9 protein-coding genes and 1 tRNA gene are annotated in these 12452 nt (G+C 69.4%); 7 read left to right on the top strand and 3 right to left on the bottom strand.

Annotated elements, in window-relative coordinates:
* Nucleotides 1-18: 18 nt before the first annotated feature.
* A tRNA-Met gene (locus ABZT49_RS15660) sits at nt 19-95 on the top strand.
* Nucleotides 96-450: 355 nt separating this feature from the next.
* On the opposite strand, the gene ABZT49_RS15655 is transcribed toward ABZT49_RS15660, so the two are convergent.
* The gene (locus ABZT49_RS15655; RefSeq protein WP_355286931.1) at nt 451-1644 is read right to left on the bottom strand and encodes a CaiB/BaiF CoA-transferase family protein; all 1194 of its coding nucleotides are present in this window, start codon (nt 1642-1644) and stop codon (nt 451-453) included.
* Between the two features lie 745 nt (nt 1645-2389).
* On the opposite strand from ABZT49_RS15655, the gene ABZT49_RS15650 reads away from it, so the two are divergent.
* From ABZT49_RS15650 to ABZT49_RS15625, 6 genes are all read left to right on the top strand, one after another.
* A complete protein-coding gene (locus ABZT49_RS15650; RefSeq protein WP_355286930.1) occupies nt 2390-4645 on the top strand; it encodes an ATP-binding protein in 2256 nt (751 codons plus the stop codon).
* A 9-nt stretch (nt 4646-4654) separates the two neighbouring features.
* On the top strand, nt 4655-5116 hold the full coding sequence (locus tag ABZT49_RS15645; RefSeq protein ID WP_355286929.1) for a response regulator: 462 nt from the start codon (nt 4655-4657) through the stop codon (nt 5114-5116).
* The gene (locus ABZT49_RS15640; protein WP_355286928.1) at nt 5109-6872 is read left to right on the top strand and encodes a response regulator; all 1764 of its coding nucleotides are present in this window, start codon (nt 5109-5111) and stop codon (nt 6870-6872) included. Before ABZT49_RS15645 ends, ABZT49_RS15640 begins: the two co-directional genes overlap by 8 nt.
* A 117-nt stretch (nt 6873-6989) precedes the next feature.
* The gene (locus ABZT49_RS15635; RefSeq protein WP_407943515.1) at nt 6990-7247 is read left to right on the top strand and encodes a type II toxin-antitoxin system RelE/ParE family toxin; all 258 of its coding nucleotides are present in this window, start codon (nt 6990-6992) and stop codon (nt 7245-7247) included.
* Nucleotides 7248-7258: 11 nt separating this feature from the next.
* The gene (locus ABZT49_RS15630; RefSeq protein WP_355286926.1) at nt 7259-7612 is read left to right on the top strand and encodes a HigA family addiction module antitoxin; all 354 of its coding nucleotides are present in this window, start codon (nt 7259-7261) and stop codon (nt 7610-7612) included.
* A 340-nt stretch (nt 7613-7952) separates the two neighbouring features.
* Complete coding sequence (locus tag ABZT49_RS15625) at nt 7953-10268, top strand: xanthine dehydrogenase family protein molybdopterin-binding subunit (RefSeq protein WP_355286925.1); 2316 nt, start codon at nt 7953-7955, stop codon at nt 10266-10268.
* Nucleotides 10269-10352: 84 nt separating this feature from the next.
* Here ABZT49_RS15625 and ABZT49_RS15620 read toward each other — a convergent pair whose 3' ends face one another.
* Both ABZT49_RS15620 and ABZT49_RS15615 read right to left on the bottom strand, forming a co-directional pair.
* Nucleotides 10353-11468 carry a calcium-binding protein gene (locus ABZT49_RS15620; RefSeq protein WP_355286924.1) on the bottom strand — a complete coding sequence of 372 codons (1116 nt, stop codon included), beginning with the start codon at nt 11466-11468 and terminating at the stop codon, nt 10353-10355.
* Nucleotides 11469-11707: 239 nt separating this feature from the next.
* The gene (locus ABZT49_RS15615) at nt 11708-12283 is read right to left on the bottom strand and encodes a DUF892 family protein (RefSeq protein ID WP_355286923.1); all 576 of its coding nucleotides are present in this window, start codon (nt 12281-12283) and stop codon (nt 11708-11710) included.
* Between the last annotated feature and the right edge of the window lie 169 nt (nt 12284-12452).

Raw genomic sequence — 12452 nt, 5'->3', positions numbered from 1 at the left:
ACTCAGATCACGCCCTGGCGCGGGGTGGAGCAGCCCGGTAGCTCGTCAGGCTCATAACCTGAAGGTCACAGGTTCAAATCCTGTCCCCGCAACCAAGCACATGAACAAGCCCGTCAGCGAAAGCTGGCGGGCTTGTTCGTATTCAGGCTGAGACAAGAGAGATTTGTCCTTCGATCTCGCTTTGCGCCCCTGGATAATCCGGTGGGGGAGGGGATCTCCGCGAAACTCGATCACACCGATCAGAAGGCGGTCGCAGCCGTCGCGTTCGACGCGAGCGTCGGCATCGCCTTCGGCAAGACGTAGGACAAGACCGCGATGCGGGTGATGCCGGCCGTCGAGAGCACGTCGATCAGCCGGATCTTGTCCGCGGTCGGCCGAAGGCCGGCTCGATCCGGAAGCCGTTGCGGGTCACGACCTCCTCGACGATGATCCGATCTTGAGCGATCCGGCTCACGCGACGGCTCCCTTCTGGCGAAGGGCGGAGATCGCGGCCTCGTCGAAGCCGAGCTCTTCGAGCACCGAGTCGGTGTGGGCACCGAGCGCCGGGCCCTGCCAGCGCACGGTACCGGGGGTCTCGGAGAGCTTAGGCACGATGCCGGGCATCTTCACCCTTGTGTCGCCGGGCAGGTCCGCCTGCAGGATCATGTCGCGGGCGAGGTAGTGCGGGTCAGTGACGATGTCGGCGACCGAGTAGATCCGGCCGGCCGGAACCTCGGCGCGGTCGAGCACCTCCAGCGCCTCCGTCACGCTCCGGCTCTTCGTCCAGTCGGTGATGACGGCATCCAGCATCGCGGCCTGTTTCGAGCGGCCCTCGTTGTTGCGTAAGGAGGGATCCTCGGCGAGGTCGGGCCGGCCGATCGCCGCCATGAAGCGGCGGAAGATCGGATCGCTGTTGCCGGCGATGACGACGAAGCCGCCGTCCCTGGTCGGGTAGGTGTTCGAGGGCGTGATGCCCGGCAGCGCGCCGCCGGTACGGGTGCGGACCTCACCCAGCAGGTCGTATTCCGGCACCAGGCTCTCCATGACGTTGAACACGCTCTCGACGAGCGAGACGTCGATCACCTGGCCGGCCCCCTGGCCGGTCTTGACCCGCAGGAGCGCCATGAGCGCGCCGATGACGCCGTGGAGCGAGGCGAGCGTGTCGCCGATGCTGACGCCGACGCGGGCCGGCGGGGTGCTCGGATCGCCGGTGGTGAAGCGGAGGCCGCCCATCGACTCGCCGATGGCGCCGAAACCGGGCCGGTCGCGGTAGGGCCCGGTCTGGCCGTAGCCGGAGATGCGGACCATCACGAGGTTCGGGTTGAGGGCTGAGAGCACGTCCCAGCCGAGGCCCAGTTTCTCCAGGCCGCCGGGCCGAAAGTTCTCGACGACGACATCGGCGCTCGAGGCGAGCTGCTTGACGACCGCGAGGCCTTCCGGGGACTTCAGGTTGACGGCGATCGACTTCTTGTTGCGCGATTGCAGGTACCACCAGAGCGAGGTGCCCTCGTGCATCTTGCGCCACTTGCGCAAGGGGTCGCCCTCGCCGGGCGGCTCGACCTTGATCACCTCGGCGCCGAACTCCGCCATCATGCGGGTGGCGAAGGGCGCGGCGATGAGCTGGCCGAGTTCCAGAACGCGAATGCCCGCGAGCGGTCCGCTCATGGCATTTCCTCCATCAGTCTTGGTTGTGACTGTCTATACGGGAGGAGGGCGGGGACGATCCAACCGTAACGGGACGCGGCGGCTTGCGGCAGGGGCGCGACGAGGAGCGCGATCTGCTCGGCGGCAGCAGCCCGGGCCGGCGCGCCGCGCCGCCGAGCGTGCTCCCTCGCAGATCGCCACGAACGGACGCAGCGTCTTGAGGTCGAGGCGGTTGTGGAATCCGACGTCGGGAATGGCCCGTTCTCTCCTCGAGGTTGGGTTAGAGGACGGAACTCGGGAGGATGGCGATCCGCGCAGCAAGCTCACCGCGGATCGTACGCGCCTCGGGGACGGCGCGCTATTGCGTCGTCGATCCCGGCCTCTGCGGCAGCTTAGGCCGTCCGGCGTGTCGGCGCGGATCCGGGCCTCGCCGCATGGATGCGACCCTGCCGCCTGCGTGAGGACTCACGTCTCTTCGGCGGCGCGGATCCCAATCATTGACGAATACCCAGTGTTCAGAAGGGCATGATACAAAGATTACTGGCCCTCGGCATCGATAAACCAAATGTTTTACACCGCGAAGTCCGTGATCGATCGCCGGCCGCTGGGAAACGAGTCCGCATGGGATGCCGCACGAGAACCTGAGGGAGAGACTGATTCACGAGGCCGTGCGGGTTTCGCGCACTGGTAGGATTGGCGGCCTTCCCTTAAGGTGCCTCGGTAGAACCCAGTCACGATGCGAGCGGCGCGAGGGATGAGGGCAGCCATGCGGTCTGTGCAACCGGCGGAACTCACGGCCTGCGACAAGGAGCCGATCCACATCCTCGGCACGTTGCAGCCGCACGGCTTCCTGCTGGCGCTCGAAGGACCGGCCTTGCGCGTCGCCCAGGCCAGCGCGAACCTGCCCGACCTCCCCGGCCGCCCGGCGGCGGACGCCCGCGGCAAGCCGCTGGCCGAGGCGATGCCGGAGATCGGGGCGCCCCTCGTCGAGGCGCTGACGACGCAGCTCGACCACGACGGCGCGGCCTATCTCGGCGTCCTGACCCTCGAGACCAGGGACGGCCCGCGCCTCTACGACCTCGCCGCCCACCGCTCCGGCGACCGCACGGTGCTCGAATTCGAGGAGAATGCCGGCGAGACCGCCGCCTCCGGCACCCTCGACACGCTCTACCCGCGGCTGCGGGCCTTCATCGAGGCCCTGCACGGCGCCTCCAGCGTCGAGGATCTGTGCGGGCTGCTCGCCGCCGACATCCGCCTGCTCACCGGATTCGACCGCGCCCTGGTCTACCGCTTCGACCGCGAGTGGCACGGCACCGTGGTGGCGGAGGACGGCAACGGCGTGCTGCCGTCCTACCTCGACCTGCGCTTCCCGGCCTCCGACATCCCGGCCCAGGCCCGCGAGCTCTACCGCCGCAACCGCCTGCGCATCATCCCGGATGCCGGCTACGAGCCGGTGCCGCTGGTGCCGCCCCTGTCGCCGACGAGCGGGCAGCCCCTCGATCTCGGCCAGTCGATCCTGCGCAGCGTCTCGCCGGTCCATGTCGAGTACATGCGCAACATGGGCACCATGGCGTCGATGTCGATCTCGATCCTGGTCGAGGGCGCGCTGTGGGGCCTGATCTCCTGCCACAACAAGACGCCGCGGCGGGTACCGCTGCAGACCCGCAACGCCTGCGACATCCTCACCCAGACCTTCGCGCTGCAGCTCGCCGCCAAGGAGCGCGGGGCACTCTCCGAGCAGCGCCTGGCCCTCGGGGCGATCCAGTCGCGGCTGCTCGGCTTCATGGCCGAGGAGGAGACCTTCGTCCAAGGCTTCCTCAACCACCCCGAGGACGTGCTGGCGATGGCGAATGCCGGCGGGGCGGCGATCGTCACTGACCAGCGCTGCCACCTGATGGGCCGCACCCCCTCGGAGCGGCAGGTGCGCGCGGTCTACGAGTGGCTCTCGTCCGAGCATGGCGGCGAGGCGGTGCACGTCACCGACGCGCTCGGCGAGGAATTCCCGCCGGCGCGCACCATCGCCGACACCGCGAGCGGCCTCCTCGCCATCTCGATCTCGGAGAAATACGCCAGCTACGTGCTGTGGTTCCGGCCCGAGGTGGTGCAGACCGTGCGCTGGGGCGGCGACCCGAAGAAGGTCACCTCCAAGGATCCGGCCGGCGGCCCGGACCGCCTGCACCCGCGCAAATCCTTCGAGACCTGGAAGGAGACCCTGCAGGGCCGCTCCCTGCCCTGGACCATGCCGGAGGTCGACACCGCCAAGGACCTGCGCGCCGCGGTGCTCGGCATCGTGCTGCGCCGGGCCGAGGAGCTGGCGGCGCTCACCGAGGAATTGCAGCGCTCGAACAAGGAGCTGGAGGCGTTCTCGTACTCGGTCAGCCACGACCTGCGGGCGCCGTTCCGCCACATCGTCGGCTACGCCGAGCTCCTGCGCTCGCGCGAGGGAGAGAAATTCACCGAGCGGGGCCGGCGCTACGTCGACACCATCATCGAGGCGGCGTTCTCCGCCGGCACCCTCGTCGACAACCTGCTGACCTTCTCGCAGATGGGCCGCAACGCCCTCAACCGCATCCCCTGCGACATGAACCAGCTGGTCGAGGACGTGCGCCGGAAGATGATCCGCGACATCCCGCTCGAGCGGGCGATCCGCTGGCAGGTCGGGCCCCTGGGCCGGGCCCAGGCCGACCCGGTGATGATGCGGCTGGTGATCGAAAACCTGTTGTCGAACGCGGTCAAATACACCCGCGGCCGGCCCGAGGCGGTGATCGAGGTGTTCCGCGAGGCCGACCGCGAGGGGGAGGCGGTCTTTTCCGTGCGCGACAATGGCGTCGGCTTCGACATGGCCTATGTCAGTAAGCTGTTCGGCGTGTTCCAGCGCCTGCATCGGGTCGAGGAGTTCGAGGGGACCGGGATCGGGCTCGCGAATGTCCGCAGAATCGTCGAGCGTCACGGGGGGCAGGTCTGGGCCGAGGGCGTCCTCGGCCAAGGCGCGACCTTCCACTTCACGCTCCCCATCCGTTAGAGACGCGCCATGGCCGACCTCAAGCCGATCCTCCTCGTCGAGGACAACCCCAACGACATCGAGCTCACCCTCGCGGCGCTCGAGAAGAGCCAGCTGGCGAACAAGATCGTCATCTGCCGCGACGGCGCCGAGGCACTGGAATTCCTGCGCCGCCAGGGCCCGCATGCCGACCGGCCGGTGCAGGACCCCGCCGTGGTGCTGCTCGACCTCAAGCTGCCGAAGGTCGACGGGCTCGAGGTGCTGGCGGCGGTGAAGGGCGACCCGAAGATGCGGGCGATCCCGATCGTGATGCTGACCTCGTCGCGGGAGGAGAGCGACCTCGTGCGCTCCTACCAGCTCGGCGTGAACGCCTTCGTGGTCAAGCCGGTCGGGTTCAAGGAGTTCTTCGAGGCGATCCAGGACCTCGGCGTGTTCTGGGCCGTCCTCAACGAGCCGCCGCCCCACCGCGCCGATTGGACCTCCGGTGAGTGAGGCGACGGCGCCGGAGGACGGCGGCGCGCCCCTGCGCATCCTGCTGCTCGAGGACAGCGACCTCGACACCGAACTGCTCTGCGCCATCCTGGAGGATGCGCGGCTCACCATCGCGGTCGACCGGGTGATCACCCGCGACGCGTTCACGACGGCGACTGTCGAGCGCCGCCACGACATCATCCTGGCCGATTACGTGCTGCCCGCCTTCGACGGGATGAGCGCGCTCGCCACCGCCCGGGCGAACTGCCCGGAGATTCCGTTCGTGTTCGTCTCCGGCACCCTCGGCGAGGACGTGGCCGTCGAGGCCCTGAAGCACGGCGCCACCGATTACGTGACCAAGCAGCGCCTCGACCGGCTGCCGCGGGTCATCCTGCGCGCCCTCTCGGAGGCCCGCGCCCATCTGCGCCGCGACGCCGCCGAGCAGGCCCTGCGCGACCTCAACGGATCCCTCGAGCAGCGCGTCGCGGAGCGGACGCGGGAGCTCGCCGAGACCAACGCGGCCCTCCAGCACCAGATCGCCGAGCGCGAGCGGATCGAGGACGCCCTGCGCCAGGCCCAGCGGCTCGAGGCGGTGGGCCAGCTCACCAGCGGCGTCGCCCACGACTTCAACAACCTCCTGACGGTGATCGCCGGCAATATCGAGTTCCTGGAGCGCGCGGTCTCGGACGAGCGCTCGAAGCGCCGGCTCGACATGATGCGCGGTGCGGCCGAGCGCGGCGCCCGGCTCACCGCCCAGCTCCTCGCCTTCTCGCGCCGCCAGAAGCTCGCGCCGGTGCCGGTGCAGCTCAACCAGACCGTCGCGTCGATGCGCGACCTGCTGCAGAGCTCGATGGGCGGCTCGGTCCGCATCGAGATGACGCTGCAGCCCGACCTCTGGCCGGCCCTCGTCGACGCGACCCAGATCGAGCTCATCATCCTCAACCTCGCGATCAACGCCCGCGACGCGATGGCGGTCGGCGGCTGCCTGACGATCGAGACCGCCAACGTGGCGCTCAGCCACGAGCCGCGCCGGCCCGAGGAGCCGAATCCAGGCGATTACGCCATGGTGGCGGTGAGCGACACCGGCACCGGCATCGCGCCCGACGTGCTCGCCCGGGTGTTCGAGCCGTTCTTCACCACCAAGGAGGTCGGCAAGGGCTCGGGCCTCGGCCTCGCCCAGGTCTACGGCTTCGCCAAGCAGTCGGGCGGCGGCGTGCGCATCGAGACCGCGCCCGGCGAGGGCACCTCGGTGCGGGTCTACCTGCCGCGGGTGGCGGAGGAGGCTGCCCCGCGCGAGGCGCGCCCGGCCGAGATCGACTGCGCCGGCTGGCGCGACCCGGGCGACAAGCGGGTGATCCTGGTCGTCGACGACGACAGTGCGGTCCGCGACATCACCACGACGCGCCTCGGCGAGGCCGGCTACGCGATCCGCGAGGCGAGCTCGGGCCTCGCGGCGATCCAGGCGCTGGAGGGCGACCCCTGCGTCGACCTCGCGGTGCTCGACTTCGCGATGCCGGGCATGAACGGCGTCGAGGTCGCGACGGTGATCCGCAGCCGCTGGCCGCAGATCCAGATCCTGTTCGTCACCGGCTACGCCGACCACACCGCCCTGTCGCGGATCGAGGGTGGCGGCGAGGACCGGGTGGTGCAGAAGCCGTTCCGCGGCGAGGACCTGGAGCGCAGGGTCGCGTCGATCCTGGATCCGCGCCCGCGGCTGACCCTGGTGAGCGGGGGAGCGGAGGCGCCGGTGCGGGCGGTCGGTACGGGGCGGGGGTGAGCGGGACAGGAGCATCGAGGGCTCTCGCTCACCGTTGACATCAATGTTGCAATGATTGATACATGTTGCATAAAGTGCAACATCGCGGGCGTGATGATCCGGAGCTTCCACGACCGCATGACCGAGGCCGTATTCCGGGGGCGGTGCCCGAAGGGGTTCCCGGCCGACCTTTTCAGAGCCGCTCGCCGTCGTCTGATCGCCTTGGACGGCGCGACTTCGCTGGACGACCTGAAGATTCCGACATCGAACCGGCTGCATTCGCTCGAACGGGACCGTGCCGGGCAATACGCCATCGCGGTGAACGCGCAATTCCGGATTTGCTTCGTCTGGACCGAAACCGGACCCGAGCGGGTCGAGTTCACCGATTACCATTGAGGGGTTTCCCCATGTCGGACATCGTCACGCTCGACGCCTTGCGGCAGTCCTTCGACGACCCGAAGTGCGTCACGGTGCTGCCGCCCGTTCACCCGGGCGAGATCCTGCGCGAGGAATTCATGGCACCGCTCGGCCTCTCAGCCGGCGCGGTCGCCAAGGCCGTCAACCTGCCGCGCTCGCGTATCGAGCGCATCGTCAAGGAGGAGGTCGGCATCAGCGCCGACACCGCCCTGCGCCTGGGCCGCTACTTCCGCACCTCGCACCTGTTCTGGCTCAACCTCCAGATCCGCTTCGAGAGCGAGGCGCTGCTGGAGGAGATCGGAGCCGAACTGGACGAGATCAGCCCCGTGCCGGAAGCGGCGTGATGCCCCCGCGGCAGGCGGACGAGGCGGGCCGCGTCAGCAGCGCCGCAGACGCCTCCGATCCGGCGTGCTAGGTTCGCCCCGATAAGGACCGCGCCGCACGCTCGGCCGGTCCACGGGAGGATGAACGCCGCATGGCAGGACCCATGGTGACATCCATGGCCGGGGCCCGACCGCTCCGGATCCGCGTCCCCGCACCGGCGGGACCGGACGCCGTCCGCCGTCGCTTCCCCCCGATCACGCGAGCCCGCGCGCCCCGATCCGCGCCCAGGTTCCCTTGGGCCGGCCTCCGCGCCGCGCGCCCGCTCGCGCATCCCGTTCCGCATCGCATCGCGAGGTTCACATGACAGTGACCAAGTTCGGGCTCGGCCAGCCTCTGCGCCGGGTCGAGGATCGTCGGCTGATCACCGGCGAGGGCCATTACGGCGACGACCACACCCCCGAGGGCTGCCTGCACGCGGCCCTGCTGCGCAGCCCGCACGCCCACGCCAGGTTCACCATCACCGATGTCGAGGCCGCCCGGGCGATGCCCGGCGTGCACCTCGTGCTCACCGCCGAGGACGTGGCCGGCCTCGGCGACATCAAGTGCCAGGCGCCGCTGCCGAACAGCGACGGCAGCCAGAACCACGTCGCCAACATCCCGCTGCTCGCCAAGGGCGTCGTCAAGCATATCGGCGACGCCGTCGCCTTCGTGGTCGCCGAGACGGGGGCCCAGGCCCGCGACGCCGTCGAGGCGATCGGCATCGACTACGAGGTGCGGCCGGCCGTGGTCGGCATCCGCGGCGCCATCGCGGGCGGCGCCGCTGCGGTGTGGGACGAGCAGCCCGACAACGTCTCGTTCGATTCGACCATGGGCGACAAGGCGCCGGTCGACGCCGCCTTCGCCAAGGCCGCCAAGGTGGTGAAGGTCGAGGTCGAGAACCAGCGCCTCGTCACCAACTACATGGAGACCCGCAGCGTCGTCGCCGAGTACGACGCGGGCGCCAAGCGCTTCACCCTCACCATCCCGAGCCAGGGCGTGCACGGCCTGCGCAAGACCCTGACCGGCGTGCTCGGGGTCGAGAAGGACCAGATCCGCGTCGTCACCGGCGATGTCGGCGGCGGCTTCGGCACCAAGACCTTCACCTACCGCGAGTATCCGCTGGCGGCGGAGGCCGCGCGCCGGCTGAACCGGCCGGTGAAGTGGGTGTCGGAGCGCGGCGAGCACTTCGTCGCCTGCACGCAGGGGCGCGACAACCTCTCGGTCGGCGAGGTCGCGCTCGATGCGGACGGCACCTTCCTCGCCATGCGCTTCGACGTGATCGGCGATCTCGGCGCCTACCTGTCGCAGTACGGGCCCTACATCCCGTATCTCGGCGCGACCATGCTGACCGGCGTCTACAAGACCCCGGCGGTGTTCGTCCGGGTGCGCGGCGTCTACACCAACACCGTGCCGGTCGACGCCTATCGCGGCGCCGGGCGGCCGGAGGCGGCCTACCTGATCGAGCGCTTGGTCGACCGGGCGGCGCGGGAGACCGGGATGTCGCCGGCCGAGATCCGCCGGCGCAACTTCATCCCGCCGAGCGCGATGCCCTACACCACGCCGATCGGCGACCGCACCTACGACACCGGCGATTTCGCCGCCCATATGGGCCGCGCCATCGAGGCGGCCGACTGGGACGGCTTCGAGACCCGCGCCGAGGAATCCCGCCGCAACGGCCTCGTTCGCGGCATCGGGCTCGCCACCTACATCGAGTGCACCGCCTGGGGCGAGGGCGAGGACGTCAAGATCACCCTCGACAAGGACGGCGGCGCCACCGTCTATGTCGGCACCCAGTCGAACGGGCAGGGCCACGCCACCGCCTACGCCCAGTTCGCGGCCGAGCATCTCGACCTGCCGCTGGAGCGGATCCGGGTGGTGCAGGGCGACACCGACAAGGTCGCGACGGGCGCCGGCACCGGCGGCTCGCGCTCGATTCCGGTCGGGGGCATCTCGGTGGGGGCGGCGTCGCAGAACCTCGCCGGCAAGCTCAAGGAGCTCGCCTCCGAGGAGCTGGAAGCGGGCGTCGGCGACCTCGAGATCGCCGAGGGCGCGGTGCGCGTCGCCGGCACCGACAGGTCGATCGACTTCGCGGCGCTGGCGAGCCTACCGAAGGCCAGCGAGGCGATGCTGACCGGCCAGGGCGACTTCGTGCCGCCGAGCGCCACCTATCCCAACGGCACCCACGTCGCCGAGGTCGAGATCGACCCCGAGACCGGGATCACCGAGGTGGTGCGCTACTCGATCTGCGACGATTTCGGCATCGTGGTGAACCCGCTGCTGCTGGCCGGCCAGGTCCATGGCGGCGTGGTGCAGGGCATCGGCCAGGCCTTGCACGAGCGCACGGTCTACGACGACGACGGCCAGCTCCTGACCGCGAGCTTCATGGACTACGCCATGCCGCGGGCCGGCGACGTGCCGTTCTTCCACTTCGAGACGAAGAACGTGCCCTCGACCACCAACCCGATGGGCATCAAGGGCGCGGGCGAGGCCGGCAGCATCGGCTCCTGCCCGGCGGTGATGAACGCGGTGGTCGACGCCCTCGACCGCAGCGTGGGCCTGCGCGACATCGACATGCCGGCGACCCCGGCCCGGATGTTCGCGGCGCTGGAGCCCCTGCGCAAGGCCGCCGCCGCCTGACGGCGACGGTCCTCGCGTCCTGACACGCGGCGCCCGGCCTCGCGGCCGGGCGCCGTTTTTCGTGTGCGGCGAACCCGGAACCGTTCAGGTATAGACGCCCGGCGCCGTGGCGGTCGCGAAGGCGCCGTCGCCCGCCTGCACCGCGCGGCCCTCGCCGGCGCCGTACTGCAGGAAATGCTCCAGCGGGTTGATGCCGGCCGCCGCCACGTCGGGATTGGCCGCCAGGTAGGCCTTGGTGTCGAAATTCGCCGAGGGGTCGCGGCCCTCCTTCCAGCCATATTGCAGGTAGTGCTGGAGCGGGTCGATGCCGGCCGCCGCCACGTCGCCGTAGGCGGCGAGATAGCCCTTGGTGTCGAAATAGGCGTTCGGGTCGCGGCCCTCGCGCCAGCCGTACTGGCCGAAATGCGCCTCCGGGTCCTGACCGGCGAGCAGCACGTCGGTGTACTGGCTGAGATAGAACAGGTCGTCGACCGCCGCGTTGCCGTCGGCCTGGACGATCGTGCGGTCGGAGAACTCGAACACCTCGGTGTTCTTGACCTCGTCGGTGCCGGTCGATCCGCTGAAGGTCACGAGCGAGCCCGAGGAGGCGACCGCCAGGTCGCGGAAGGCGGCGTCGATCACCGCGGTGTCGGTGCCGGCCGCACCGTCGAGCCGGTCGTTGCCCGGGCCGCCATTCATCCGGTCGTCGCCGACATCGCCGAACAGCACGTCGTTGCCGGCATCGCCGAACAGCGTGTCGTTGCCGGCATCGCCGTCGACGAGGTCGTTGCCGTCGCCGCCGCTCACCAGGTCGTCGTCGTCGCCGCCGGCGACGAAGTCGTTGCCGGCCTCGCCGAACACCTGATCGTTGCCGGCCTCGCCGACGAAGAAGTCGTTGCCGGCGCCGCCGTAGATCGTGTCGTTGCCCGGGTTGCCCGCGGCGTAGTCGTTGCCATCCTGGCCGTAGATCAGGTCGTTGCCGGCCTCGCCGATGATCTGGTCGGCGCCGCCGCCGCCATAGATGACGTCGTTGCCGGGTCCGCCGGCGATGTAGTCGATCTCGTCTCCGCCGGTGATGACGTCGTTGCCGTCCTGCCCGTCGATGCGGTTGAAGCCGCCCGGATCGGTGATCGTGTCACTCCCGGGAAGCCCCAGGATGACGTCGTTGGCGGTCGTCCCGGTGAGGACGTCGTTGCCGTTCGTGCCGAGGATCGTGGCCATGCTTCATCCTTCCGAGGGGTGGATGGAAGTTGCGACGGCGCAAACCTATCGACACGACGCGATCAAACTTTGATTCATGTTAACCGATGTAGATTTTTATAGCGTCGTTTACTATAGATGCCGTTAGAGCAAGCATGAATGGAGACGCACGAATGCTGGCGACGCGGAATTCCGCGCCGCCGTGCTTGCCATGCAGGCTTGAGGGAGGCGCCGCGTCGGCGCCTCCCGGATCGGGCGGCTCAGGCCGCCTTGCCGGACCTGGATGACCCGGACTTGGACTCGCCGGACTTAGATGCGTCGGCCTTGGTTTCGCTGGAGGCGGACGCGTCGCCCTCGGCGTTGAGGCGCTCGGCGAGGTCGGTCAGCAGCTGGTCGGTCTTCTTCTCTTCCTGGAGCGTCTCGTCGAGCAGCCGGGCGGCGTCCTCGTGGCCGAGCTGGAGCGCCCAGGTCTTCAGCGTGCCGTAGCGCGCGATCTCGTAGTGTTCGAGGGCCTGGGCGCACGCCGCCAGCACCGCATCCGCGGCCGGGCCGTCGCCGAAATCCTCCAGATCCTCCTCCATCTCGTTCGTCAGGCCCTGCATCGCCTCGCAGGTCTTGCCGCGGGCGGGCTTGCCGATGATGTCGAAGACCTGCTGGATCCGCTCGACCTGGGTCGCGCTCTCCTCGGCATGGGTCTCGAAGGCCTGCCGCAAGTCCTCGTGTTGCGCCGACTTGGCCGCCTTCTTCAGCGCACGGACCGATTGCCGCTCGGCATAGTACACGTCCTTGAGCGTCTCGTAGAACGCGTCCTGCAACGTCTTCTGCTTGTTTGCCATGCGCGCGCCTGCCTTGACTGAAGGTCAACTGACCCGATCGCCGGCTCGTCGAACCGAGATCGCAGGCAGAACGCGGGACATCTGGCCGGGGTCCGGGCAGATTTGTGGAAAAATCGACGGAGCTGTGGCCAACCGGCGAAGCCCGGCCGCAGCACCGGCAGGCGTCGCG

It is taken from the genome of Methylobacterium sp. EM32, from assembly GCF_040593685.1.
GTDB lineage: Bacteria > Pseudomonadota > Alphaproteobacteria > Rhizobiales > Beijerinckiaceae > Methylobacterium.
Note: the sequence above shows the minus strand (reverse complement) of the source record. Positions and strands in the feature narration are given on the sequence as shown.

What these genes read in the sequence shown, in the direction of transcription:
- ABZT49_RS15645 (WP_355286929.1), top strand. Translation starts at nt 4,655, where the DNA reads ATGGCCGACCTCAAGCCGATCCTCCTCGTCGAGGACAACCCCAACGAC.
- ABZT49_RS15635 (WP_407943515.1), top strand. Translation starts at nt 6,990, where the DNA reads ATGACCGAGGCCGTATTCCGGGGGCGGTGCCCGAAGGGGTTCCCGGCC.
- ABZT49_RS15630 (WP_355286926.1), top strand. Translation starts at nt 7,259, where the DNA reads ATGTCGGACATCGTCACGCTCGACGCCTTGCGGCAGTCCTTCGACGAC.
- ABZT49_RS15625 (WP_355286925.1), top strand. Translation starts at nt 7,953, where the DNA reads ATGACAGTGACCAAGTTCGGGCTCGGCCAGCCTCTGCGCCGGGTCGAG.
- ABZT49_RS15655 (WP_355286931.1), bottom strand. Translation starts at nt 1,644, where the DNA reads ATGAGCGGACCGCTCGCGGGCATTCGCGTTCTGGAACTCGGCCAGCTC.
- ABZT49_RS15620 (WP_355286924.1), bottom strand. Translation starts at nt 11,468, where the DNA reads ATGGCCACGATCCTCGGCACGAACGGCAACGACGTCCTCACCGGGACG.
- ABZT49_RS15615 (WP_355286923.1), bottom strand. Translation starts at nt 12,283, where the DNA reads ATGGCAAACAAGCAGAAGACGTTGCAGGACGCGTTCTACGAGACGCTC.
- ABZT49_RS15650 (WP_355286930.1), top strand. Translation starts at nt 2,390, where the DNA reads ATGCGGTCTGTGCAACCGGCGGAACTCACGGCCTGCGACAAGGAGCCG.